The sequence below is a fragment of the Streptomyces sp. ICN903 genome (assembly GCF_022015835.1).
GTDB classification, from domain to species: Bacteria; Actinomycetota; Actinomycetes; order Streptomycetales; family Streptomycetaceae; genus Streptomyces; species Streptomyces fenghuangensis.
On sequence record NZ_JAKMAY010000063.1, the window covers coordinates 1 to 23,732 of the forward strand.

At 71.9% G+C, this 23,732-nt stretch carries 28 protein-coding genes; 8 read left to right on the forward strand and 20 right to left on the reverse strand.

Going from position 1 to position 23,732, the window contains the following annotated elements:
• From L7D48_RS09130 to rimP, 4 genes are all read right to left on the reverse strand, one after another.
• Positions 1 to 226, reverse strand: a 226-nt coding sequence (locus L7D48_RS09130; protein ID WP_237878471.1) for a translation initiation factor IF-2 N-terminal domain-containing protein, incomplete at its 3' end; no start/stop codon positions are given.
• A gap of 169 nt (positions 227 to 395) precedes the next feature.
• On the reverse strand, positions 396 to 674 hold the full coding sequence (locus tag L7D48_RS09135) for a YlxR family protein (protein ID WP_237878472.1): 279 nt from the start codon (positions 672 to 674) through the stop codon (positions 396 to 398).
• A gap of 74 nt (positions 675 to 748) precedes the next feature.
• Complete coding sequence (gene nusA, locus L7D48_RS09140) at positions 749 to 1,774, reverse strand: transcription termination factor NusA (RefSeq protein WP_237878473.1); 1,026 nt, start codon at positions 1,772 to 1,774, stop codon at positions 749 to 751.
• 2 nt (positions 1,775 to 1,776) lie between these two features.
• Positions 1,777 to 2,328 (reverse strand): ribosome maturation factor RimP, encoded by a 552-nt coding sequence (gene rimP, locus L7D48_RS09145; RefSeq protein ID WP_237878474.1) that lies wholly within the window; start codon positions 2,326 to 2,328, stop codon positions 1,777 to 1,779.
• 269 nt (positions 2,329 to 2,597) lie between these two features.
• Here rimP and L7D48_RS09150 point away from each other — a divergent pair, with 269 nt between their 5' ends.
• Genes L7D48_RS09150 through L7D48_RS09160 form a run of 3 tightly spaced genes read left to right on the forward strand, consistent with a single transcriptional unit; the run spans position 2,598 to position 4,652 of the window.
• Positions 2,598 to 3,152, forward strand: a complete 555-nt coding sequence (locus L7D48_RS09150; protein ID WP_237878475.1) for a hypothetical protein — start codon at positions 2,598 to 2,600, stop codon at positions 3,150 to 3,152.
• Positions 3,152 to 3,697, forward strand: coding sequence for a ferritin-like domain-containing protein (locus tag L7D48_RS09155; protein ID WP_237878476.1), 546 nt, complete (start codon positions 3,152 to 3,154; stop codon positions 3,695 to 3,697). The genes L7D48_RS09150 and L7D48_RS09155 overlap by 1 nt, the downstream gene beginning before the upstream one ends.
• Positions 3,698 to 3,740: 43 nt before the next feature.
• Positions 3,741 to 4,652, forward strand: a complete 912-nt coding sequence (locus L7D48_RS09160; RefSeq protein ID WP_237878477.1) for an aminoglycoside phosphotransferase family protein — start codon at positions 3,741 to 3,743, stop codon at positions 4,650 to 4,652.
• A gap of 41 nt (positions 4,653 to 4,693) precedes the next feature.
• Here L7D48_RS09160 and L7D48_RS09165 read toward each other — a convergent pair whose 3' ends face one another.
• From L7D48_RS09165 to L7D48_RS09215, 11 genes are all read right to left on the reverse strand, one after another.
• Complete coding sequence (locus L7D48_RS09165; RefSeq protein WP_237878478.1) at positions 4,694 to 6,415, reverse strand: proline--tRNA ligase; 1,722 nt, start codon at positions 6,413 to 6,415, stop codon at positions 4,694 to 4,696.
• A gap of 66 nt (positions 6,416 to 6,481) precedes the next feature.
• Positions 6,482 to 7,018, reverse strand: a complete 537-nt coding sequence (locus L7D48_RS09170) for a GNAT family N-acetyltransferase (RefSeq protein ID WP_237878479.1) — start codon at positions 7,016 to 7,018, stop codon at positions 6,482 to 6,484.
• A 74-nt stretch (positions 7,019 to 7,092) separates the two neighbouring features.
• Positions 7,093 to 7,938 carry a GNAT family N-acetyltransferase gene (locus L7D48_RS09175; protein ID WP_237878480.1) on the reverse strand — a complete coding sequence of 282 codons (846 nt, stop codon included), beginning with the start codon at positions 7,936 to 7,938 and terminating at the stop codon, positions 7,093 to 7,095.
• An 89-nt stretch (positions 7,939 to 8,027) separates the two neighbouring features.
• Entirely contained in the window at positions 8,028 to 9,182 is a 1,155-nt protein-coding gene (ispG, locus tag L7D48_RS09180) for a flavodoxin-dependent (E)-4-hydroxy-3-methylbut-2-enyl-diphosphate synthase (protein ID WP_237878481.1), read from the reverse strand.
• A gap of 154 nt (positions 9,183 to 9,336) precedes the next feature.
• Positions 9,337 to 10,641 (reverse strand): RIP metalloprotease, encoded by a 1,305-nt coding sequence (locus L7D48_RS09185; RefSeq protein WP_237878482.1) that lies wholly within the window; start codon positions 10,639 to 10,641, stop codon positions 9,337 to 9,339.
• Positions 10,638 to 11,909 (reverse strand): 1-deoxy-D-xylulose-5-phosphate reductoisomerase, encoded by a 1,272-nt coding sequence (gene dxr, locus L7D48_RS09190; protein WP_237878483.1) that lies wholly within the window; start codon positions 11,907 to 11,909, stop codon positions 10,638 to 10,640. The genes L7D48_RS09185 and dxr overlap by 4 nt, the downstream gene beginning before the upstream one ends.
• Positions 11,910 to 12,004: 95 nt before the next feature.
• Complete coding sequence (locus L7D48_RS09195) at positions 12,005 to 13,570, reverse strand: hypothetical protein (protein WP_237878484.1); 1,566 nt, start codon at positions 13,568 to 13,570, stop codon at positions 12,005 to 12,007.
• Positions 13,567 to 14,265: an ABC transporter ATP-binding protein gene (locus L7D48_RS09200; RefSeq protein ID WP_237878485.1), complete on the reverse strand. Its 699-nt coding sequence runs from the start codon at positions 14,263 to 14,265 to the stop codon at positions 13,567 to 13,569. Before L7D48_RS09200 ends, L7D48_RS09195 begins: the two co-directional genes overlap by 4 nt.
• On the reverse strand, positions 14,262 to 14,801 hold the full coding sequence (locus tag L7D48_RS09205) for a PadR family transcriptional regulator (RefSeq protein WP_237878486.1): 540 nt from the start codon (positions 14,799 to 14,801) through the stop codon (positions 14,262 to 14,264). Before L7D48_RS09205 ends, L7D48_RS09200 begins: the two co-directional genes overlap by 4 nt.
• Positions 14,802 to 14,958: 157 nt before the next feature.
• Positions 14,959 to 15,198: a hypothetical protein gene (locus L7D48_RS09210; RefSeq protein WP_237878487.1), complete on the reverse strand. Its 240-nt coding sequence runs from the start codon at positions 15,196 to 15,198 to the stop codon at positions 14,959 to 14,961.
• Positions 15,195 to 15,401, reverse strand: a complete 207-nt coding sequence (locus tag L7D48_RS09215) for a hypothetical protein (protein WP_237878488.1) — start codon at positions 15,399 to 15,401, stop codon at positions 15,195 to 15,197. Before L7D48_RS09215 ends, L7D48_RS09210 begins: the two co-directional genes overlap by 4 nt.
• A 195-nt stretch (positions 15,402 to 15,596) precedes the next feature.
• Here L7D48_RS09215 and L7D48_RS09220 point away from each other — a divergent pair, with 195 nt between their 5' ends.
• From L7D48_RS09220 to L7D48_RS09230, 3 genes are all read left to right on the forward strand, one after another.
• Positions 15,597 to 16,454, forward strand: a complete 858-nt coding sequence (locus L7D48_RS09220; RefSeq protein ID WP_237878489.1) for a helix-turn-helix transcriptional regulator — start codon at positions 15,597 to 15,599, stop codon at positions 16,452 to 16,454.
• A gap of 14 nt (positions 16,455 to 16,468) precedes the next feature.
• The gene (locus L7D48_RS09225) at positions 16,469 to 16,675 is read left to right on the forward strand and encodes a DUF397 domain-containing protein (protein WP_237878490.1); all 207 of its coding nucleotides are present in this window, start codon (positions 16,469 to 16,471) and stop codon (positions 16,673 to 16,675) included.
• Between the two features lie 61 nt (positions 16,676 to 16,736).
• Positions 16,737 to 17,264 (forward strand): GNAT family N-acetyltransferase, encoded by a 528-nt coding sequence (locus tag L7D48_RS09230; RefSeq protein ID WP_237878491.1) that lies wholly within the window; start codon positions 16,737 to 16,739, stop codon positions 17,262 to 17,264.
• 138 nt (positions 17,265 to 17,402) lie between these two features.
• On the opposite strand, the gene L7D48_RS09235 is transcribed toward L7D48_RS09230, so the two are convergent.
• The 4 genes from L7D48_RS09235 to L7D48_RS09250 form a co-directional block, all read right to left on the reverse strand.
• Positions 17,403 to 18,170, reverse strand: coding sequence for a hypothetical protein (locus L7D48_RS09235; protein ID WP_237878492.1), 768 nt, complete (start codon positions 18,168 to 18,170; stop codon positions 17,403 to 17,405).
• Between the two features lie 3 nt (positions 18,171 to 18,173).
• The gene (locus L7D48_RS09240) at positions 18,174 to 19,532 is read right to left on the reverse strand and encodes a hypothetical protein (RefSeq protein WP_237878493.1); all 1,359 of its coding nucleotides are present in this window, start codon (positions 19,530 to 19,532) and stop codon (positions 18,174 to 18,176) included.
• Positions 19,532 to 19,957: a hypothetical protein gene (locus L7D48_RS09245; protein ID WP_237878494.1), complete on the reverse strand. Its 426-nt coding sequence runs from the start codon at positions 19,955 to 19,957 to the stop codon at positions 19,532 to 19,534. Before L7D48_RS09245 ends, L7D48_RS09240 begins: the two co-directional genes overlap by 1 nt.
• A 591-nt stretch (positions 19,958 to 20,548) precedes the next feature.
• Positions 20,549 to 20,770, reverse strand: coding sequence for a type II toxin-antitoxin system VapB family antitoxin (locus L7D48_RS09250; protein ID WP_374491777.1), 222 nt, complete (start codon positions 20,768 to 20,770; stop codon positions 20,549 to 20,551).
• 176 nt (positions 20,771 to 20,946) lie between these two features.
• Here L7D48_RS09250 and argJ point away from each other — a divergent pair, with 176 nt between their 5' ends.
• Positions 20,947 to 22,143 (forward strand): bifunctional glutamate N-acetyltransferase/amino-acid acetyltransferase ArgJ, encoded by a 1,197-nt coding sequence (gene argJ, locus L7D48_RS09255; RefSeq protein ID WP_237878495.1) that lies wholly within the window; start codon positions 20,947 to 20,949, stop codon positions 22,141 to 22,143.
• Here argJ and L7D48_RS09260 read toward each other — a convergent pair.
• Complete coding sequence (locus L7D48_RS09260) at positions 22,131 to 22,571, reverse strand: hypothetical protein (protein ID WP_237878496.1); 441 nt, start codon at positions 22,569 to 22,571, stop codon at positions 22,131 to 22,133. The two genes, argJ and L7D48_RS09260, sit on opposite strands and share 13 nt — an antisense overlap.
• 333 nt (positions 22,572 to 22,904) lie before the next feature.
• On the opposite strand from L7D48_RS09260, the gene L7D48_RS09265 reads away from it, so the two are divergent.
• Positions 22,905 to 23,651, forward strand: coding sequence for an alpha/beta hydrolase (locus L7D48_RS09265; protein ID WP_237878497.1), 747 nt, complete (start codon positions 22,905 to 22,907; stop codon positions 23,649 to 23,651).
• Positions 23,652 to 23,732: the final 81 nt, after the last annotated feature.

The following is a 23,732-nucleotide window of genomic DNA, read 5'->3' on the forward strand; positions in this document are numbered from 1 at the left end:
GCTTGGGGGCCGCCTTGCGGGGGGCGGCGGGCTTCGCGGCGGACTTCTTGGCGCCTCCGGCGCCGTTGCCCGCGTCGAACGCGTCGGTCAGCTTGCGTACCACCGGCGCCTCGATCGTCGAGGACGCCGAACGGACGAATTCACCGAGTTCCTGGAGCTTGGCCATGACGACCTTGCTCTCGACTCCAAGCTCCTTGGCGAGCTCGTATACCCGGACCTTAGCCACTTCGCTCCTTACGGTCCGGGGGGATTCGTCCGCCGGACCTTCGCTACTGCATGGGCGTACTCATCGCGTACTCATCGAGTGCTCATCGCAATCTCGACCTACTTCCAACTCGCGAGGTACCTGTCCCGCACGGCGGGGTGCCGTACGGACGTCGTGCGTGCTTGCTGTCTTACGGTGTTGCCCGCGGTACTGCCTGCTGCAGTTCCGCGGTATCGAGCGGTCCGCCGGCCCGGAAGGCCCGCTGGAACGCCCGGCGGCGGACCGCCAGGTCGACACAGGTCGGTGCGGGGTGCAGATAAGCACCCCGGCCGGGCAGCGTACCGCGATGGTCCGGAACGCATCTGTTCCCGACCAGCACCACACGCAGCAGATCGCCCTTGCCCGACCGCTCCCGACAACCCACACAGGTGCGTTCAGGGCATGCGCGGGCGCGCGTCCGGTCAGACACTCTTCAGTCTACCTCCCCGCGCCGATTGCGCCGTTGGCGGGGTCGCCAGGGGGGTACGGACGGTGACAGAACTCTCAGCCCCTCTCCGCGCCGCTCCCCCGGTGCTCCCCACCGCGTTCTCCGCTCTGCTCGACGTCCGGGCGGATGTCGATCCGCCAGCCGGTGAGCCGGGCGGCGAGCCGGGCGTTCTGCCCTTCCTTCCCGATCGCCAGCGAGAGCTGGTAGTCGGGCACGGTGACCCTGGCCGACCGGGCCGCGGCGTCCACGACGTCCACCCTGCTCACCCTGGCGGGCGAGAGCGCGTTGGCCACCATCTCGGCCGGGTCGTCCGACCAGTCCACGATGTCGATCTTCTCGCCCTGCAGCTCGGCCATCACGTTGCGCACCCGGCCGCCCATCGGGCCGATGCACGCGCCCTTGGCGTTCAGGCCCGCGCGGGTGGACCGTACCGCGATCTTGGTGCGGTGCCCGGCCTCGCGCGCGATGGCCGCGATCTCCACCGAGCCGTCCGCGATCTCGGGCACCTCCAGGGCGAAGAGCTTCTTCACCAGGTTGGGGTGGGTGCGCGAGAGGGTCACCGACGGACCGCGTACGCCCTTGGCGACCCGCACGACATAGGTGCGCAGCCGGGTGCCGTGCGAGTAGTCCTCGCCGGGCACCTGCTCCTGCGGGGGCAGGATCGCCTCGAGCCTGCCGATGTCAACAAGGACGCTGCGCGGATCCTTCCCCTGCTGGACGACCCCCGTGACGATGTCGCCCTCGCGTCCGGCGTACTCGCCGAGGGTGACCTCCTCCTCGGCGTCCCGCAGACGCTGCAGGATGACCTGCTTGGCGGTGGTCGCGGCGATCCGGCCGAACCCGGAGGGGGTGTCGTCGAACTCGCGCGGCTCGGCGCCCTCGGGCAGGTCGGCGGGGTCCTCCTTGGCCCACACCGTCACATGGCCGGTGGAGCGGTCCAGCTCCACGCGGGCCTGGCGGCGGCTTCCCTCGGTGCGGTGGTACGCGATGAGGAGAGCGGCCTCGATCGCCTCGACCAACAGGTCGAAGGAGATCTCCTTCTCCCTCACCAGACCCCGCAGGGCACTCATGTCGATGTCCACGGCTACGCCTCCTCCTGGCTCTCTTCGTCAGAGGCCGCAGCCTGACGCGCCTTCTCGGCCTTCTCGGCGGCCTTGCGGTTGAACTCGATCTCCACCCGGGCCCTGGCGATCTCGGTGTAGGCGAGCCGGCGGGCGGTGGGCCTGCGCCCCTTGACGCCGGGCACCTCCATGTCCACGCCGTCCTCGTCCGCCGCGCCGACGCGGGCGACCAGCTCGCCGCCGCCCGCCTCCTGTGTCAGCTGCGCCCTGACCAGCCTGCCGACGGCGCGGCGGTAGTGCCGCGGCTCGGTCAGCGGGCGGTCGGTGCCGGGTGAGGTGACCTCCAGGACGTACGGGGCGCCGCCCATCACGTCGGTCTCGTCCAGCGCCTCGGAGGCCTCGCGGCTCAGCTCCGCGCAGGTGTCGAGTTGTACGCCGTCGTCGGAGTCCACCACCACGCGCAGCACCCGCCGTCTTCCGGCCGGAGTCACGGCGATCTCCTCGAGATCCAGCCCCTTCGCGGTGACGAGAGGCTCCAGCAGTCCTCGCAGCCTCTCGCTCTGGGTGGTGCTCATCCGGGTGACTCCTCGGCCGCGTGTGCTGTTGTGGGAACGTCCAGTCCTGGGGTTACGGGGGTCAAGCCTATCGTCTGCCGCGGGTCGCGCCGACCAGACGGCCCGGACGTCCGGAGGCGCTGCGCCGGGCGGCCGTCCCCCGCACGGGGCATGCGCGGGGCGCGGCGGTGCCCCGCCGAGGGGGACGGTACGAACACGGGTACGCTCACATCCGCGGTGATCGCCGCCCGTCCCCCCGCGCCGCCGAACCACCTGCCCTGGGAGCGCCCGTGCCGTTCGACCCGCGTCCCCGCCGGCGGAGCCTGCTGGCCACCGGTGCGGCGGGCGCCGCCGCGCTGCTGCTGACCGGATGCTCGCAGGAGGAGCCGACGGCCGCCGAGCGCAGGCTCGCCTCCGCGGGCGAGCGGCTGCGCGGCGCCGCCGCACGCGGCAGCGCCGCGCTGCTGGCCCGCTACGACCGCACCCTCGCCGCGCACCCGGACCTGGCGGAGCGGCTGAGACCGCTGCGGGCGGACGTGGCGCGGCATGTGAGGGCCTTCGGCGGGACGGAGCCCGGCGCTTCGGCGAGCCCGAAGACCTCCGGATCCCCCAGGGCCTCCGCGGGCACCGGCGGCCCCCCGGCCCCGGACGCCTCCCGGAGCGCCGAATCGGGCGTGCCCGCCGATCCCGGGCGCGCGCTGTCCGCCCTCGCGAACGCCGAACGCGCCGCGGCCGACGCCCTCACCCGGGCCCTCGACGGCGCCCCGCCCGAGCTCGCCCGGCTGTTCGCGTCCGTCGCGGCGGCCGGGGCGGTCCACGTCTACCTGCTCACGGACGGCGAGTGATGAACCAGGCGGCGAACCCCGCGACGAATCCGGCGGCGAGCCCGGCGACGGCAACGGCCGCTTCCCCGGGCTCCCCCGCGTCCCCCTCCCCCGGCGGGAAGGACGACGCCGCCCTGACCGCCCTGCAGGCCGCGCTCTCGGCCGAGCACGCCGCCGTCTACGGCTACGGCGTCGTGGGCGGGCGGATCGCCGAGGACCGGCGCGCACAGGCGCGGCAGGCACACGACGCCCACCGCGCGCGCCGTGACGCCCTGCGCCGCGCGGTGCGGCGGATGGGCGGCACTCCCGAGCCCGCCGCGGCGGCCTACTCCCTGCCCTTCCCGGTCCCGGACGGCGCCGCGGCGGTGCGGCTCGCCGCCGAGCTGGAGGAGCGGGTGGCCGCCGTCTACGCCGATCTGGTCCGGGCCGGCGAGGACGGGCTGCGGCGGGAGGCGGCCGCCGCGCTGCGGGAGGCCGCCGTCCGCGCGGCACGCTGGCGCGGCACGGGCGTACCCTTCCCAGGTCTCGCCGAGCGCGCCGCGCCGGCGGGCCCGGAGTCCCTCTGAAGGGCTCCTCCGCGCAACGCCGACGACGAAAGGGACGCCCGGCATGACATCGGCTCCGCACGTCGAACCCCCGCAGCGGCTGGTGCGCTTCCTGGGCGCGGACTCCCCCTGGCTGGCACGGCTGCCCGGCCTGGTGCGGGCGTCGCTGGAGCGCTGGGAGCTGACGGCCGAGCGGGTGGTCTCCCCCGGCGGACGCGGCAGCCTGGTCGTCCTGGTCCGCCGCGCGGACGGCTCACCGGCCGCGCTGAAGCTGCGCGCCGCCGGCGCGGCGGACGAGGCGGCGGCACTGTCCCGATGGGAGGGACACGGCGCCGTACGGCTGCTGGACGCCGCGCCCGAGGACGGCGCACTGCTGCTGGAACGGCTGCACGCGGACGTGTCGCTGCGTTCGCTGCCGGACGCGAAGGCCACCCTGGAGGCGGTCTCGGCGCTGCACCGGCTGTGGGTGTCCCCCACGCCCCCGGGCGTCCCCGACGACGAGCACCCCTTCAAAAGCGTCGAGGAGCACACCGCCCGGGCGGCGGAGGGCATCCGCGCGCATGTGCCGAGGGAGGCCCGCCCGCTGGCCGACGAGGCCCTGGCGCTGCGCTCCGAACTGCTCGCCGGCGCTCCCGAGAACGTGCTGCTGCACGGCGACTTCCGGCAGGGCGCGGTGCTGTCGGGGGATCCGGGGCGGGCGCACTGGCTGGTGGTCGGTCCCGATCCGCTGGTGGGCGAGCGGGCGTACGACCTGGCCCGGCTGGTCCGCGACCGGCTGCACGACCTGGCCGCCGGATCCGGCGCTCCGGCGATCGCCCGGCGCCGGGTGGGCAAACTGGCGAACTCCCTGGACGTGGACCGCGAACGGCTGCGCGGCTGGAGCCTGTACCGGGCGGTGGAGTCGGGCGCGCGGCACATCGCCGCCGGCGACCGTGCCGACGGCGAGGCGCTTCTGGAGTTCGCCGGCTGGCTGTGAGCCGTCGCCGCGGGCCCCTCACCGGGGCCCGCGGCGACGGCTCAGGCGGTCGCGCCGGCCGAGCGGACCAGCCGCTCCACCGCCTCGTCCACCGGCACCTCCTCGCGCTCGCCTGTGCGCCGGTCCTTCAGCTCCACCAGGCCCTTGGCCGCGCCCCGGCCCACCACCAGGATCTCCGGCACGCCGATCAGCTCCGCGTCGGTGAACTTCACACCGGGCGAGACGCCCGTACGGTCGTCCACCAGGACGCGCACCCCGGCCGAGGCCAGCCTCCCGGCCAGTTCCAGTGCCATCTCGATCTGGGTGCCCTTGCCGGCGGCGACGACGTGGACGTCGGCCGGGGCGACCTCGCGCGGCCAGCACAGGCCCTGGCCGTCGGCCGTCTGCTCGGCGAGCGCGGCCACCGCGCGGGAGACGCCGATGCCGTAGGAGCCCATGGTGACGCGGACGGGCTTGCCCTCGCGGCCGAGCACGTCCAGGGAGAAGGCGTCGGCGTACTTGCGGCCGAGCTGGAAGATGTGGCCGATCTCGATGGCCCGGTCCAGCTTCAGCCCCTCCCCGCAGGACGGGCAGGGGTCGCCGTCCTCGACGGTGACCACGTCCAGGTACTCGTCGACCTCGAAGTCGCGGCCGCACACCACGTTGCGGGCGTGGGTGTCGGGCTTGTTGGCCCCGGTGATCCAGGAGGTGCCGGGGGCCACGCGCGGGTCGGCGACGTAGCGGAAGGCGATGCCGGCCAGCCCCTGCGGGCCGACGTAACCGCGCACCAGGGCGGGGCGGCCGGTGAAGTCCTCGGCGGTGACCAGTTCCACGGTGGCGGGCGCCAGGTGCTCGGTGAGCTTGCCGAGGTCCACCTCGCGGTCGCCGGGCACGCCCACGGCCCAGATCTCCCCGTCCACCTTGACCAGCAGGTTCTTCAGGGTGGCGGAGGCGGGCACGCCCAGGTGGTCGGCGAGGGTCTCGATGGTGGGGGTGTCGGGGGTGTCCAGCTCCTCGACGGGCGGGTGGCCCATGGGGTCGGCCGGCTTCAGCGGGAAGGTGACGGCCTCGGTGTTGGCCGCGTAGCCGCAGGCCGGGCAGTCGGCGAAGGTGTCCTCGCCGGCGGCGGCCGGGGCGAGGAACTCCTCGGAGGCCGAGCCGCCCATCGCACCCGAGACGGCGGAGACGACCCGGTGGTCCAGGCCGAGCCGGGTGAAGATCCGCACGTACGCCTCGCGGTGCAGCCGGTAGGACTCGGCCAGCTCCTCGTCGGTGGTGTCGAAGGAGTAGGAGTCCTTCATCAGGAACTCCCGGCCGCGCAGGACGCCCGAGCGCGGGCGGGCCTCGTCGCGGTACTTGGTCTGGATCTGGTAGAGCATCACCGGCAGGTCCTTGTAGGACGTGCACTGGTCCTTGACGACCTGGGTGAAGATCTCCTCGTGGGTGGGCCCGAGGAGGTAGTCGGCGCCCTTGCGGTCCTTGAGGCGGAACAGCAGGTCGCCGTACTCCTCCCAGCGGCCCGAGGTCTCGTAGGGCTCCTTCGGCAGCAGGGCCGGGAGCAGTACTTCCTGGGCGCCGATGGCGTCCATCTCCTCGCGCACGATCCGGGTGACGTTCTCCAGGACCTGCTTGCCCAGCGGCAGCCAGGTCCAGATCCCGGCGGCGGTGCGGCGTACGTAGCCGGCGCGGACCAGGAGCCTGTGGCTGATGGTCTCGGCGTCGGCCGGGTCCTCGCGCAGCGTCTTCAGCATGAGCCGGGACATGCGCTGGACACGGGCTGCCATGGGTTTCTCCTGCGTGCGGTGGGTCGGTTTGCGGGGCCGCGGCGGTGCTGCGGCCCGCCCAGGAGACTACCGGCGCCGCAGCGGCAGCGGCGCACCCATCACCGCGTACGGGCTCCCGGCACTCGGGAACAGCACGTGGCGGGCCAGGTCGCGGTAGCCGAGCGAGCGGTAGAGGGCACGGGCCGGGCTCTCGGTGTCGATCGCGGAGAGGATGGAGCGCGGTTCGGCGGCGGCGTCGGTGATCGTGGTGATCAGCTCCCGGCCGAGGCCGTGCTTCTGGTACGCCGGGTGGACGTGCAGCTCGGTGATGACGAAGGCGTCGTCCAGCCATCCGGCGTTCCCGTTGCGCCGCAGGTACGGCTCGACAACCGTGGACCACCACTGCGTACGGTCGTTGGGCATGCCGTAGACGAAGCCGACCAGCCGCCCGTGCGGCGTGGTGGCGCCCAGTGCCCGGACTCCGGGGGAGGCGGCGTGCCGCAGCACGATGTGGCGGCGCACCTCCACCTCGTCGTCGGTCAGTCCGAAGGCGACGGCCTGTACGGCGAGTGCCTCGTCCACGCGGGCTGCGAGGTCCAGGGGACCGACCTGGGCGTCTTCCATGGTGAACGACCATACTGGAGGGGCCGGGTGGATCCGGCGAACACCCGCGCGGGCGGCGGCCGGTCCGGGACCGCTCAGAACAGCACGCTCATGAACTCGCCGACCTCGCGGAAGCCGACCCGGCGGTAGGCGGCGCGGGCGGCGGTGTTGTAGTCGTTGACGTAGAGGCTGACGACCGGGGAGACCTCGGTCAGCGCGTAGCGCAGCACCGCCGCCATGCCGGCGACGGACAGGCCCCGGCCGCGGTGTTCGGGCGCGACCCACACGCCCTGGATCTGGCACGCCCGCGGTGTGACGGCGCCGATCTCGGCCTTGAAGACCACCCGGCCGTCCTCGATGCGGGCGAAGGAGCGGCCGGCGCCGACCAGTTCGGCGACCCGGGCCTGGTAGATCAGCCCGCCGTCCCCGGCCATCGGCGAGACGCCGACCTCCTCGGTGAACATCGCCACGCAGGCGGGCATCAGCACATCCATCTCGTCCTTGCGGACGCGCCGCACGTACGGGTCGGGCCGTATGCCCTCAGGCATACGGTCGGCGACCATCAGCGGCTGGTGGCGGCGGACTTCGCGGGCCGGCCCCCAGTGCGGCTCCAGCCGGGCCCACAGGGCCGCGGTGGGCCCGGCCGGGCCGACGACCGACGAGCAGCGCCGCCCCTGGCGGCGTGCCCGCTCGGCGAAGGCGCGCACCGCCTCCCGCCCCGCGCACACGGGGACGAGGTTGGCGCCCGCGTAGCACAGGGACTCCAGCCGCCCGCGGTGGTACCAGCCCCACATCTCGCCGCCCAGCCGCCACGGGTCCAGACCGGCGACCCGGACGCGGGCGGCGACGAAGGCGTTGTTGACCGGTTCGCGGTCGAGTACCGCGAGGGCGTCGTCGAGCTCGTGGGGCTCGACGACACGGGTGGTGGTGGTCGTCAACACGTGGGATGCCTCACCGTGCGGCCGTGGTGGCGGGGGAGCGTCTTTTCGACTCTACCCCCGGGCTGTGGCGGGCGGCCCCGGCCGGTCGGTCAGCTGACGGAGACCTCCGGCTCGCCGGAGATCACGCCGTCCTTCTCCATCTGCTCGGCGATCTTCATGGCCTCGTCGATGAGGGTCTCGACGATCTTCGACTCGGGGACGGTCTTGATGACCTCGCCCTTGACGAAGATCTGGCCCTTGCCGTTGCCGGAGGCGACCCCGAGGTCGGCCTCGCGGGCCTCGCCGGGCCCGTTGACGACGCAGCCCATGACGGCCACCCGCAGCGGGACCTCCATGCCCGCCAGACCGGCGGTGACCTCGTCGGCGAGCTTGTAGACGTCCACCTGGGCGCGGCCGCAGGAGGGGCAGGAGACGATCTCCAGCCGGCGCTGGCGCAGGCCGAGGGACTCCAGGATCTGGATGCCGACCTTGATCTCCTCCACCGGCGGCGCGGACAGCGAGACGCGGATGGTGTCGCCGATGCCCTCGCTCAGCAGGGCGCCGAAGGCGACGGCCGACTTGATGGTGCCCTGGAAGGCCGGGCCGGCCTCGGTGACGCCCAGGTGGAGGGGGTAGTCGCACCGGGCCGCGAGCTGCCGGTAGGCGTTGACCATCACGACCGGGTCGTTGTGCTTGACCGAGATCTTGATGTCGCGGAAGCCGTGCTCCTCGAACAGCGAGCACTCCCACAGCGCGGACTCCACCAGCGCCTCGGGGGTGGCCTTGCCGTACTTGGCCAGCAGCCGCTTGTCCAGGGAGCCGGCGTTGACGCCGATGCGGATGGGGACACCGGCGTCGGAGGCCGCCTTGGCGATCTCCTTGACCTTGTCGTCGAACTGCCGGATGTTGCCCGGGTTGACGCGCACGGCCGCACAGCCGGCGTCGATGGCGGCGAAGACGTACTTGGGCTGGAAGTGGATGTCCGCGATCACCGGGATCTGGGACTTCTTCGCGATGATCGGCAGCGCCTCGGCGTCGTCCTGGGACGGGCAGGCCACCCGGACGATCTCGCAACCCGAAGCGGTCAGCTCCGCGATCTGCTGGAGCGTGGCGCCGACGTCGGCGGTGACGGTGGTGGTCATCGACTGCACGGAGACCGGGGCGTCGCCTCCGACGGCCACCGAGCCGACCTGGATCTTCCGGCTGACCCGTCTGTCGGCCAGTTTGGTCGGTACGGACGGCATTCCGAGCGAAATGGCTGTCATTGTGGTGTGCAACCCCAAGCTGTGGTTCAGTGCCCCGTTCGGCGGCGGGCTCCGGCCTCCGAGATTACGGTACGCCCGGTGCCCGGGGCACACCGTGGTCCGCCGTACGCGGTGCGGGGCCGCGGGCGCGCGCCCGCGGCCCCGCACCGCCGCGTCAGCCGGTCAGGCGTACGGGGTTGACCACGTCCGCGATGAGCACCAGCAGCGTGAAGCAGACGAAGACGCCCGCCACCACGTACGCCACCGGCATCATCTTCGCCACGTCGAACGGGCCGGGGTCGGGGCGGCGCAGCACCCTGGCCAGGCCCCGGCGCAGCGACTCCCACAGGGCTCCCGCGATGTGGCCGCCGTCCAGCGGCAGCAGCGGCAGCATGTTGAACAGGAACAGGGAGAGGTTGAACAGGGCGAGGGTGAGGAGGGTGATCGCCACCCGCTGCTCCGCCGGGATCTCCAGGGCGAAGATCTCCCCGCTGACGCGGGCCGCGCCGACCACGCCCATCGGGGAGTCCTGTTCGCGCTCGGCGCCGGCGAAGGCCGCGTTCCACAGGCCGGGGATCTTCTCCGGCAGGCGGGTCAGCGCCTCGGCGCCGGCGACCATCATGTCGCCCATGCGGTCCACGGCCTGCGGGAAGGACTGCTCGACCACGCCGGTGGCCGGGGAGAAGCCGAGGAAGCCGGTGGTGACGTACTCGCCCTCGACGTAGCCACCGCGCCCGTCGGACTTGGCGACCTGGTTCTTCACCAGGTTCGCCTGGAGGACCTGGCGCTCGCCGTCGCGCTCGACGGTGATGGTGGCCGGTCCGATGGTGTCCCGGATGCGCCGCTGGAGGTCGTCCCACTCGGTGACCTCGGCCCCGTTGAAGGCCACGATGGTGTCGCCGGGCTTCAGGCCGGCGGCCTTGGCTGGGGAGTCGGGGGCGCCCTTCGGGCAGGTGTCGGTGCGCTCGGAGACCCTGACCACGCACTCGGAGACGGAGGAGACGGTGGTGGTCGTGGTGTTGATGCCGAAGGTCATCAGCGTGCCGAGGAAGATCGCCACGGCCAGCACCAGGTTCATGAACGGGCCGGCGAACATCACGATCACGCGCTTCCAGGGCTTGCGCGTGTAGAACATCCGCTTCTCGTCGCCCGGCTGGAGCTCCTCGTAGGCCGCCGCGCGGGCGTCCTCGATCATCCCCCGGAAGGGGGAGGTGGAGCGCTGCCGGACGGCGCCGTCGTCACCGGGCGGGAACATGCCGATCATGCGGATGTAGCCGCCCAGCGGGATCGCCTTGATGCCGTACTCGGTCTCGCCCTTCTTCCGCGACCACAGGGTGGGGCCGAAGCCGACCATGTACTGCGGCACGCGGACGCCGAACATCTTGGCCGTGGACAGGTGGCCCAGTTCGTGCCAGGCGATGGAGAACAGCAGGCCGACGACGAAGACGACTATGCCGAGGATGGTCATCACCGTCGTCATGCGCGTGCCTCCGCTGTCGGTCGTGTCATGTGTGCCGCCAGTTCGCGGGCGCGGGCGCGCGCCCAGGTCTCGGCGTCGAGCACCTCGTCCAGGGTCAGATCGCCCCCCTTGGGGGTGCCGTGCTCCTCGACCACCGCGGCGACGGTATCCACTATGCCGTTGAACGGCAGCCCGCCGGACAGGAACGCCTCGACGCACTCCTCGTTGGCGGCGTTGAACACCGCCGGCGCGGTGCCGCCCAGGGCCCCGACGTGGCAGGCCAGCGCCACGGACGGGAAGGCCTTCTCGTCCAGCGGGAAGAACTCCCAGCTCATCGCCTTGGACCAGTCGAAGACGGGGCCGGCGTCGGGCACTCGGTGCGGCCAGCCGATGCCGAGTGCGATGGGCAGCCGCATGTCGGGCGGGCCGCACTGGGCGATGGTGGAGCCGTCCGCGAACTCCACCATCGAGTGGATGTAGGACTGCGGGTGGACGACGACCTCGATGCGGTCGAAGGGGATGTCGTACAGCAGGTGTGCCTCGATGACCTCCAGGCCCTTGTTGACCAGGGTCGCGGAGTTGACCGTGATCACCGGGCCCATCGCCCAGGTGGGGTGGGCCAGGGCGTCCTCGGGGGTGACGTGCTCCAGCTCCTCGCGGGTGCGTCCCCGGAAGGGGCCGCCGGAGGCGGTCACCAGCAGCTTGCGGACCTCGGCGCGGGTGCCGCTCATCAGCGCCTGGAACAGCGCGGAGTGCTCCGAGTCGACGGGGATGATCTGCCCCGGCTCGGCCAGCGCCCTCACCAGCGGGCCACCGACGATCAGGGACTCCTTGTTGGCCAGGGCCAAAGTGCGGCCCGCCTGAAGGGCGGCCAGGGTGGGGCGCAGGCCGATGGAGCCGGTGATGCCGTTGAGGACGGTGTGGCACTCGGACGCGGCCAGTTCGGTGGCCGCGTCCGGCCCGGCCAGCACCTCGGGCAGCGGCTCGGCCGATCCGTAGCGGGCGCGCAGCGCCTCGCGCAGCTCGCCGGCCCTGCCGGCGTCGGAGACCGCGACGGCGCGGACCTTCAGCCGGTGGGCCTGCTCCGCCAGCAGCTCCACCCGGCCGCCCGCGGCGGACAGGGCGGTCACCCGGAAGCGGTCGGGGTTGGCCAGCACCACGTCGACGGCCTGGGTGCCGATCGATCCGGTGGAGCCCAGGATCACGATGTCGCGCGGGCCGTCCCCGGCGGAGGCGTCGGCCGGGTGGCGCAGATGCGGGTCTGCGAGAGGGGCGGGACTGTCGGTCATCCCCCTATTGTGTCCGGTCCGCGAGACGGCCCGGACACCGCGTCGCGCCGCGCCGCCCCGCGCCACCCGGCCGGTGTCCGGCTGCCACCCGGCCGTCAGCCGGTGCGCAGCTCCTCCACCGAGGTGCCCGGGCGCAGGAACAGCAGCCCGAGGCCGGTGGCGGCTGCGACGAGGGCCAGTACGCCCAGCCCGTGGAGGGCGAGGTCGCCCAGCGGCACGGGGACGGCGCGCACGACGTCGGGCACTTCGATCAGGTGGCTGTACTTCTCGAAGTTCTCCTCGCACAGGGTGGGGGCGGCGTCGCAGGTCTGCGCCTGGCCGCCGCCCTCCCGCACCTCCGCGCCGAAGTACCCCCGGCCCATCAGGGTTCCCACGGTCATCGCCAGCGCCACGGCCGGAACCAGGGGCGCGAACGTCTGCCACACCAGTGCCCGGCCCAGCACGGAGCGGGGCACGCCCGCGGCGGCCAGGGCCGCGTGGGCGCGGCGGCGGGCGACGGCGGCCTCGGCGACGGTGACCAGCAGACCGGCGGCCGCGATCACCAGCCCCACGGCGACGGCCGTGTCCACCACGTCCATGGCGTCGAGGTAGAAGGTGTCCGTGCCGTACCCGTCCGTCGTCTCCTGTCCGGCCGCCTCGTCGTAGAAGCGCTGCACCTCCTGGCGCGCCTCCAGCATGGTGGCGAAGAAGGCTCGTACGGCCAGTGCTCCCGCGCCGAAGACCACGGCCACCAGCAGGGCGGCGAGAGTGCGGCTGCCGTGCCAGGGGTCGGCCAGCAGCCGGCGGGCGGCCAGCAGCGGGGCCGGGCGGCGGGCGAAACGGTGCAGCACCCGGCCGGTGGTGTGGGAGATCCAGCCGGTGCCGAGCACCACGCCGAGGGCGGCCGCCAGTCCCCCTCCGAGGAGCAGCAGGAGCGGCAGGAAGGAGGAGACGGCAGGGTCGCCGGAGTCCTCGTAGTTCTTCCGGATCGCTTCGAGGGCGAGGGACGCGCCCACACCGAGCACGATCAGGACGGCGGGCCACGGCCTCGGCGCCCTCTTCTGCCGCGCCTGCCGGACGACCCCCAGCGGGGTGACCACCACTCGGCGCAGCATCACCGCGGCGGCGAGCGCCGCCAGCAGCGGCAGTCCGAGTACGGCGGCGGCCAGGGCCGGGGCGGACGGCAACACATCGGTGGGCAGCGGGATCCTGCCCTCGGTGTCCGGACGGTGCAGTACCTCGCGCCCGATCAGATGGACCGCGAGCCCGGCGCAGGTGCCCAGCAGACTCGCCACCCCCGTCTCGGCGGCGGCGACGGTCATCGTCTGGCGCGGGGTGCCGCCGGCCAGCCGGATCGCGGCGAGCCGCCGGTCGCGGGAGGGCGCGCCCAGCCGGGCGCACTGCCCGGCCAGGGCCAGTACCGGGATGGTGAGCAGCAGCAGGCCTGCGGCCACGCCGGGGCGCAGCCCGGGTTCCTTCAGGAGTGCGCTGGTGTACTGGTCGGCCCATGCGTCGCTGCCGTCACGCGGCCCGAACCCGGCGGGAATGGGAATGGCCAGCACCGTCAGCGCGGCGAGGAGTGCCAGGGCGGCGAGCATCGCGCTGACGGCGGTGAGCACCACTCGCAGGGTGTCGGTGCGCGTCCCGGCGAGGGCCAGCCTGAGCAGTGCGCTGGGCTTCACCGGCGACCACCTGTCGATACATCGATACCGAGCCCGGTCGGGTCCGACTCCCCGTCCCTGAGGGTGACCTCGCGGTCGGCGTAGGCGGCCACCGACGCCTCGTGGGTTACGAGCACGATGCTGGTGCGCTGCTCCTGGGCGACCCGCGTCAGGTGCCCGAGCAGGCGCTCCCCGGCCAGCGCGTCCAGCGCGCCGGTGGGCTCGTCGGCGAAGAGCACCTTCGGTTCGGTGACCAGCGCCCGCGCGGCGGCGCACCGCTGCTGCTGGCCGCCGGACATCTCGCCGGGCCGGGAGTCGGCCACGTCGGCCACCTCCAGCCGCTCGAGCCAGTTCAGCGCGGCGGTACGCGCCTCGCGCCGCCCCTTGCCGGCCAGCAGCAGCGGCAGGGCGACGTTCTCGGCCGCCGTCAGTTCGGCGACGAGCTGTCCGAACTGGAACAGCACCCCGAAGTCGGTGCGCCGCAGCCGGGAGCGGTCGGCCTCCGAGCGGGTGTCGAGGCGCTGCCCCCCGTACAGCACCTCGCCCGCGTCGGGGCGCAGGATTCCGGCCATGCAGTGCAGCAGGGTGGACTTGCCGCAGCCGCTGGGTCCGGTGACGGCGAGGATCTCGCCCTCGGCCAGTTCCACGGTGACGCCGCGGAGCGCGGGCGTCGGCCCGTAGGACTTCACGATCCCGCGTGCTTGCAGGAGCGTCATGGGTGCACCTCCCGGTGCAGGTCGGCGACGCGGTCCAGCGTGGTGTGCAACCAGCGCAGGTCGGCGTCGAGGTGGGCGATGGCGAAGTCCGCGGCGATCACGTCGCCGAGCGAGGACTTGGGGTCGGTCTTGACGGCGGTCAGCTCACGCAGCCGCGCGGTGTGCGCCCGGCGCTGTTCGGCGAGGTAGCCGCGGGCCTGCTCGACGCCGCTGACCAGCAGGGCGACGACGACCTTGGCCAGCAGGGTGCTGGTGACGTACGGGGCCGGGGTCTCGATCTCCTCCAGCCAGGTGCGCAGCTTCTCGCGTCCGGCGTCGGTGAGGGCGAACTCGGTGCGGTCCGGCCCTCCTTCGCGGCTCTGACCGCGCTTCTCCACCAGGCCGTCGCGCTCCAGCCTGCCGAGCGTGCCGTAGACCTGGCCGAAGGCGATCGGCTTGGCCTTGGGGAAGCGCTGGTCGTGCGCCTTCTTCAGGTCGTAGCCGTGCTGCGGCCCGGCGGCCAGCAGGGCGAGCAGTACATGGGCTGCGGTCGACATGACGGCGACTATTCCCTGAGAGAATAGTCGCCGTCAAGTCGCGTCTTGTTGAGACCTGTTGTCGCTCATCCGGAGGCGAGCAGCCAGGCGGCGCCGGAGGCGGACAGCACGGTGAGCGCCGTCAGGACGGTCTCGGCCACCGCGAGCGCGTAGCGCGTCACCGCGCCGCCCGCCGGGCCCGCCGCGCGCGGCAGTCGGCGCAGGCGCTGACCGGACAGGACAGATGCCCGCCGGGCCGCCCGGTGGCGACCCGCGCCCACCCGACGTAGGCGAGCGGCGCGGTACGGGTGCCGCAGTGGACGCAGGCCCGGCCGTTGAGGCGGTCGTCGGGGGTGTCGGCGGGCAGTTCGAGTACCACCTCGGAGGTGGCCCGCCTCGGCAGCGGCGCGGCGCTCACGCCCACTCCCCCGTCCGCCCGTACCGGTCGCGGCACTCGATCGGCCGGCCGAGCTGCGCGTAGTGCAGCTCCAACTGGCTTGGCTCCAGCACCATCTCGGTCTCGACGGACATCCCGTCGTCCCCGTGGACGGTGACGGGGACGGTCACCCGGTCCCGCACCCGGTCGTACCGCGCGTCCCTCTTGCTTGGCGTTGCGTGCATCTCTCGCACTCCCGACATCCGATCACCGGGCCGTGAACTCCCGGCGTGACGAATTGGACACCCAACGTGTCGGACTCACCATGACATCGCAACTCTTCGAAGTGCAACACGAACACTCAACTTCATCGATTCGCATACCCACGCCCCGCTTCTTCGGCAAACTGACCTCTTGTCAAAGCCGTTGAAGGAGGACCCATGCCCGCCGACCTCAAGCCCACAGTCCGACGTCGTCGGCTGGGATCAGCACTGCGGAGGCTGCGCGAGGCCAAGGACCTCACCCTGGAGGACGCGGCACGCCACCTGGAGTGCCACAAAGCGACGATCTCCCGCCTGGAGCTGGGCCGTTCCGGGGTGCGAACTCGCGACCTGCGTGCGTTGCTCTCGCTCTACGGCGTCACCGACCCAGCCCGGGTCGACGCCTTCCTCGAGATGGCTCGTAAGGGGAAGGAGTCGGGCTGGTGGCAGCGCCACGCCGGCGTACTGCGCCCCGGCTACACGGACTTCATCGAGCTTGAAGCCGAAGCGGCCGAGATCAGCTGCTACGAACCGCTCCTCGTTCCGGGACTTCTCCAGACCCGTGACTACGCTCGCGCTGTGATCAGCGCCTATCCATCGGTGCGCACCGAGGAGGATGTCGAGCGCAGGCTCGAAGTACGCGCCAACAGGCAGAACCTGCTGACCGACGGGCGGGGTGTCCAGTTCTGGGCCGTGGTCGGGGAAGCGGCTCTGCGCAGCAGGGTCGGCGGTCCGGACACGATGGACCGACAGCTCCGCCATCTGCTCTCCCTGACCGAGCTGCCCAACGTCACCCTCCAGGTCCTTCCGATCGACGCAGGGGAGCACCCCGGCGGCAACGGACCGTTTGTGGTCTTCACTTTCCCGCTGCCGGAGGAAAGCCAGGTGGTCTGCGAAGAAGGCCTGATCACGACCGTCTACCTTGACAGTCCGGACGAGGCGAAGACATACGCTGATGCCCTCGACGCACTACGCGCGGCAGCACTCAGCCCTCGCCAGTCCCACGCAGCGATCGCCGAGTTGCTGACCGGCCGGTAGAGGAGACAGAGCAGATGGCAAAGGAATCGAACAGCGCCGACATACCGAGCGGCTGGCTCAGATCCAGCTACAGCGGTGGCGAGGGCAATTGCGTGGAGACCGCAGCCCTGCCCGGCGGGCGGACGGCCGTGCGGGACTCCAAGGACTCCGCCGGGCCGGCGCTCGCCTTCGGCGCGGCGCCGTGGGCGGCCTTCCTGGAGCGGGTACGCGCGGAAAACTGACCACCCACCGGCAGGCGTAATCCCGTTGCCCACACCCGACGCGGCGGCGCAGACTGCCCCGGTGCTGATCCGACGCGAGAGCCCCGCCGACGTCTCCGCCGTACGCGCCGTGACCGGTGCGGCCTTCGCCGCCCGGTCGCAGACGCCCGTCCCGGTGGAGGTCACCCTCCTGGACGAACTGCGCCGCTGCGAGGCATGGTTGCCCACGCTGTCGCTGGTGGCCGAGGGCCCCGGCGGCGAGGTCGTCGGCCATGTGGTGTGCACCCGGGGGCGCATCGGCACCGCGCCCGCCCTGGGACTCGGTCCCATCAGCGTCCACCCCGACCACCAGGGACGCGGCACCGGTTCGGCACTGACGCACACCGCACTCGGCGCCGCCGACGCCCTCGGCGAACCGCTGGTGGCCCTGCTCGGCGATCCCGCCTACTACCGCCGCTTCGGCTTCCGCACCTCCACCGAGTACGGCATCACCCCGCCCGACCCCGCCTGGGGTGAGTACTTCCAGGTCCGCACCCTCGCCGCGTATGCCCCCGAGGATCCCGCCCTGCGCGGCACCTTCGCCTACGCCGAGCCGTTCAGCCGCGTGTGAGCGGGCGCAGAGCCGCAAGCTCCTCCCGGGCACTGCGCGATTCCATGCGGGTCCGCCGTCGCGGACCGCGTGCATTTGTGGCGGGCCGACCACCCCCTGCTCTCGGTTTCCGGACGCCCTGCTGACAGCGGATCCGGTTCAGGAGACGACTACTCCTCCCAGATCGTCGGCCGCCTCGCGCCCCAGGGACCTGTCGCAGAACTGGATGGACCAGTTCCCCGCCGTGACGACGAACCTGGGGAGTTCCGGCACGCTGATGGCCAGGCGCAGCGCGTCATCGCGCTCGGCGGACGTGTCGTGCAGTTCCAGATAGGCGCAGGGCTCCTCCGACCGCTCCGTCACGCACGTCATCGCGTCCGCCGCGCCCTTCTCCCTCTCACGCCTCTCACACCCCACAGAGGCGTCCAGCGCATCCGCAAGCGAGTCGAGATCCTTGTAGCGAGGCTTCTTCGGAATGTCAGGCAGCGGGAACAGTGGCGGAAGGACAACGGCGTCAAGCGCCTCGGCCACCTGGGGCGCGTATGCGGGGTCCAGCACGCGGATGTACCAGTTGCCGGCGGCGACCAGAGTGTGACTGTACGGCTCTTTCCGGCGACTGGTGATGGACCGCCCAATCTCGCCTTCCTCGACCACTTCGGTATCGAAGACTGAGATCTCACTCCCCACCTTCACTCCGTCGATTTCCGCCATGCAGTCGAGTCCTCCCTCCCGGCGACGCAACACCTCGCAGTCGACGCCTCCTTCGCCCAGCGCGGTCAGGAGTTCGTCCGTAGACCTGAACAGCGGCTTCGAAGGAACGCTGTCAGGTATTGGCGTCATCGGACTCCCGCTGTTCTGGGTGAAAGCACCACAGGCTGTAAGCGTCAGAAGAAGCCAGGATGTCAGCACCGACGTGGTCTTCCTCACAGCTCAACCGCCTTTCGGCGGAGCAGGCGACGGACCCGGACTCGGAGACGGAGTGCCAGGCTCGGGCTCATCGGTGCCCGAGCCACCGATCGGGCCACCGGTGCTGTAGATCGGAGCGACGGAGACACTGTGCCCGGCAGGCGTGTGCGACTCCAACTGCCTGGTTGCCGAAACACGTTCCTCCTCGCCGAGAGCCTCCCAGGCCATGGCGTCCTCAATGTGCGGCTCGATCTTGTCCCAGTTCTCCCCTCGGGCCTTGATGTCGCCTCCACGCTGGTCGGACTCGATGCCGTACTGCTCGTTCAATTCCCGGACCTCGGAAGTGTCGGCGGCATAGAGCACGAAGAGATCCTTGTCCGACCTGGAGCCGTATGGATTCTCCTTGAGGTCCATCAGATGGTAAGCGCTGAGTCGCACATCCAGTTCCGGGTTCGCCTCGATCTCGGCCGCGAGTTCCGCGTCGCTCACGTCGTTCAGAGATCTACCGTCCGTCAGCCGGAAGGCCTGAGGATGATTCGCTATGGTCCGACGCGCCGTTTCCAGTTTGATGTGGGTGATCCCCAGCGACTTGTCCGGCTTCGGTCCAACGGCGAGGCTCCAGTTGAAGAGCCGGCCGAACTCGGTGACCGGCCCGCGCAGGCTCGGACTGTGGTTCTGGTGCCACTGCTGCTCCTGCCACAGGACGGCCAGCAGAAGTTTCCGGCTCATGCCCGTCTCCAGCGCGGCCCGATCGACCGCGGCGAGGACCGTCGGCGGGACGTTGATCCGGTGAAGCCCGTCGAGCCCGCCCGACAGACGTAGCGCTATGCCCAGCGGACTGTCGTCCTTGAGCGCGTCTCTCACCAGCTTCGGATCACCGATGCCGGTGAGCCCCTCGATGGTGCGCAGCGCCCGCGCGGCCTCGATGTCCGCCCGGGTGGCCTTCGACAGCGCGGCGGAGATGATGTCGCGGGCGTGCTTCACCGGCTCCAGGTGCTCACCGCCGCCCCTGGGGCCCATGACGGACTGGGCCGACTGCACACGGCCGCTGTCGTCCACCTTCAGGTCGTGCCTGCGTGCGTAGTCGAGTGCACCGTGCAGGTCCCTCTGCGCGTCGGCGATGTCGTCGGCGAGATCGTCGTAGACACGCGCCAGGGCGCGTAAGGCGACGGCTGCCGCCTCGTAGTCGTCGGCGTGCCTGACGAAGCGGCTGCGGGCGGCCTTGCCGGTGTCGCCCACCCAGCAGGTCCGTAGTGTCTCGGCCACCTCGTCACGGGCGTAGGAGGCGAGTCCGTCGCACTGCTTCGCCGCAGCCACCGCGTCGTCGGCCGCGTCCCGCCACTTCCGGGGACTGGCGGTATCAAGTTCGGGGACGGAGACCATCAGGCGCCCTCCAGCCAGCGGGCCGACGCCCGAAGTCCGGCCGCCGTGGAGCGGTCCTGGTCGATCTGCTGGTCCATCGCCTTCGTCAGCGCGTCGGCGGCGTCCTCGACGAGGTCACTCAGACCGTGGAGCCGCTTCTGCCAGGCGTTCACGCAGTCGTTGCTCGCGGCACCGGCAAGCCAACCGGAGTGACTTGTTCCCGCCGCCCGCGCATCGGCCAGCTTCGACTTCGACCGGGCGTCGGTGTTGGCCGTGCGGATGCCCGACGCCTTCGACCGGATCGGTCCGTCCTCCAGTCCGAAGTCCGCGTTTGCCAGGTCGGCCCCACTCCGGCCACCTTCCTCCGCGGACGCGAGCCGTGTCTGCGCCTCGCGCCTGCGACTCGCCTCCGCCACGAGCTGATTCCACTCGTCGTCGAATGACATGTTCCCCCTCATGTGTCCGGCCAGGGGCGAGCCGGTCTCTGCCTCCACTGGTGCAGCCCCCGCTGATACAGAGGCATCCTGCTTGACGGCCTTCTCCGGAGCAAAGGCATACCGGCTGGTTTTCGACAACCGGTGTCGCGCGGATCGGTCTGCCGCGAGGAAGGAACGGAGCAGAGGTGCCGGAGCGGACCAGCCATGAGGCGAGGTACGGGCCTGGGGGCCCGGCGATCCGGGCGGCGGTGGGGGCAGGGGCTGGGAGCAGAACCACCGCGATGTCCACTCCGGTGTCGCCTTGCTTTCGCTGCCCGTGATCCGGACGGACACAGGCCGGCTCCACCAGCATGATCCTTTGCGATGCGGCTTCGAACCGCCGTTCCCACCACGATTCGCTTCGTCGGCCGAAGATCGCGTCGAGGTCCGCCACCAGCTCGGCGCGGTCCTCGGCGTTCCGGGCGCTGTACAGGAACTCGACCTCGGTCACCGGGCAGCGCGCGATGATCCCCTCGGTCAGGGGCTTCTCCCAGGTGTCGCGCGCGGGCTGCCGGAGGATGCGTACCAGGGCACTGGTGCCGATCAGGCAGACGGCGGCGGTCACGGTCGGTAGTTCTTCTTCTCCAGGAGTTCGTCGAACGCTCCGGCCTCCGCCTCCGCCTTCGCCGCGAGCCGGGCGAATGCTATGGCACGGCGCTTGCGCTCCACACCTTCGCGCAGGGCGGACGTGACCGTGTCCTTCTTGTTCTTGGTACCGAAGACGATCGCGGCGTCGGCGAGCAGTTTCTCATCGATGTCGATCAGCATCTTGGCCGTGACCACACCTCCGATATATCCACCTGGCAGCCAGGCATATCTCTGGTTCGACCACGAGCCGCCGCTTCGCCCCTCGCCTGGGAACGAAGGCTCCCCGGCCGCAAGGCGAGACGAGGGCGACCTCGGGCGGACTCCCGGAATACGGCTGGACAGCCCACACTTGGGGCGCAAGTATATGCGTTATGACGCATGATCATGCATTCGAGCAGGGCGCTTCCCCCGTGACGTGGCCGGTCGGCTTCCGGGCCCGCACGGGGCACGGCGGGCTGCGCGAGCACGGTGACGACATCTCGATCGTCGTGTCGGACCGGCCGGCCACCAGTGCGGCGATGTTCACACAGAGCCTCTTCGCGGGTCCGGCCGTGCTCCTCAGCCGTGCGCACGCCGAGGGGCGGAGCCTGCGCGCCGTGACGACGCTGGCGCAGAACGCGAACGTCGCCACCGGGCGCCGGGGCGAGGAGAACGCCGCCGAGGTCGTCCGGCGCGTCGCCCAGATCCTGGGTATCCCGGCGAACGAGGTGCTCATCGGCTCCACCGGAGTCATCGGGCGCCCACTGCCGATGGACGCCGTCCGCGCGCACTTCGACGAGGCCGCCCGCGACGGCCTCGCGGCGTTCACCGCCGGGCCGCTGGACGTGGCCCGCGCGATGATGACCACCGACACCCGCCCGAAGACCGCCGCACGGACCGTCGGGCAGGCCCGCGTCGTGGGCGTCGCCAAGGGCGTCGGGATGCTGGAGCCCGACATGGCCACGATGCTGGCCTACGTCTTCACCGACGCGGAGATGTCCCCGGCAGGTCTGGACGGCGCGTTGCGCACGGCGGTGGACCGCACGTTCAACTGCCTGAGCATCGACACCGACACCTCCACCTCCGACACGGTGGCGGTCATCGCCAACGGCGCGGCGGGGCCGGTCGATCCGGCGCAGTTCTCCGAGGCCCTCGCCGACCTCTGCCTGGACCTCACCCTCCAGATGGCCCGCGACGGCGAAGGCGCCACCAAGCTCCTGCGCGTCACCGTCGCCCGGGCCCGCGACCACGGGCAGGCCAGACGCGTCGCCAAGAGCGTGGTGAACTCGCCCCTGGTCAAGACCGCCGTCCACGGCGCCGACCCCAACTGGGGCCGGGTGCTGATGGCCGTCGGCAAGAACACCGGTGACACCGACATCGCACCGGACGACGTCACCGTGAGGTTCGGCGACATCGAGGTCTACCCCGAGGAGCCCGGGGCCGACACCCTCGGCAGGCTCTCCGAGACCATGCGCCGGGACGAGGTCGACATCCTCATCACGCTCGGCCTCGGGGAGGCCGAGGCCACGGTCTACGGCTGCGACCTGTCCGCCGGCTACATCCGCGTCAACGCGGACTACACGACCTGACCAGGACCGGCCGGAGAAGTGCCCGCCCCTGGCGGTGAAGTCGTCACGGATTCGACCTGGCCTCCGGGTTCGGAGCCGCGCGGGCGGCACAGCAGGACGAGAAGGAGCGTGACGGCCGTGCCCGAGGCGGACATCGGTTCCATCTTGTACACGGCGTGGGCCAGCAGTCCCGCTTCCAGCAGCGCGCAGACCGCGAGGGCCCGCCCACTGGAGTGTCCGGAGCGCATGGACCGGGCGAGGGCCCAGCACATCCACGCACTCATGGCCGTGAAGGCCCCGCCCAGAAGGTGGAGGCGCATGACCTTGCCCTCCACCTCCTCGGCGGGCATGTCGAGAGGTGCGAAGCCCCTGACGTACGAGGGCAGGAGCATGAAAGCGAAGAAGGCGACGAACAGGGCCTGGCAGATGACGAGGAGGATGGCTGCCACCGCCGCGAGGCGACGCATACGGATCACACCGTTCTCCGAGTACTCGGTGGGCGGGGACGGGCGATCGTGTGGTCGCCCGTCCCCGGGTCGGCGATCGGCTGTCGGTACGTCAGCGCTCGGCCCGGTACCGCAGGCGGTTCAGAATGCCGTCGCCCACGTTCCGCGGATCCACCGGGGCCGGACAAGGCGAACTGGCCGGACCACTGCGCGAGTTGCTGGAGTCCCTCGGAGACCGGGTGGACTGGGCCGGGCGCGCCGACGGGCCCGCCGGAAATCGCCCCGCCCGGTCGAACGACTCGGCACCTTCGCCCGCGCCGAGTCGTTCGACCGGGCATGAACGAGATCGCGATCAGCACCGAGCAAGGCGTCGTCCACGAACCCGGCGGCCGGTTACTGGACGTCCACCGCCCCGCCCACGTCTCAGCCCCCACCCCCACGGTTCTCCTCTGGCACGGCAGGGGGCCGGAGGGGCGGGACGTACTCGCGCCGCTCGCACGTCAGGCCGCCTCGCTGGGGCTTTTGGTCGTGGTGCCCGACTGGTGCCCGGACGCGCCCGACGGCGGCTGGGGGCACCTGTCGGCATCGGTGCGCTTCACCCGGGAGCGGGCGGGCGAGTTCGGCGGCGACGCCGGCCGGATCGTGCTGGCCGGCTGGTCGCTGGGCGCGTACGTCGCGGTGAGCGTCGCGGTCCGGCCCGAGTTGATGGGCGGATGGCGGCCCGCGGCGGTCGCCGGGATCGCGGGCAAGTACCTCTGGGAGCGCCCGGAGATGGGGTTGGGCAACCTGCGTGGCGCACTGGCCGCGACGTCCGCCGGACCGGTGCCCGTCCATCTGGTGCACGGCACCGCCGACGACATCGCGGACATCCACCACTCACGGGACTTCGTGCCCGTCCTCGACCGGTGGGGATGGCCGGTCACCCTCACCGAGACCGACGCCGACCACGCGGGCGTGGTGATGACCGAGTACGACCCCGCGCGGCAGCGCTGCGTCCCGGCCCGCGCCGCGGGCGCTCTGGCGGCCGGCCGCACCGCGGCCCGCGTCCTGGCCCGCGCCGCGGGACTGCCCGTACCCGGGTAGCCGCCTGCCGATGGCGGGCCGGACACACCGCGGGAGGCGCGGTCAGGGGATGGGGCGGTGGACATCCGTGCGGGTGGAGGG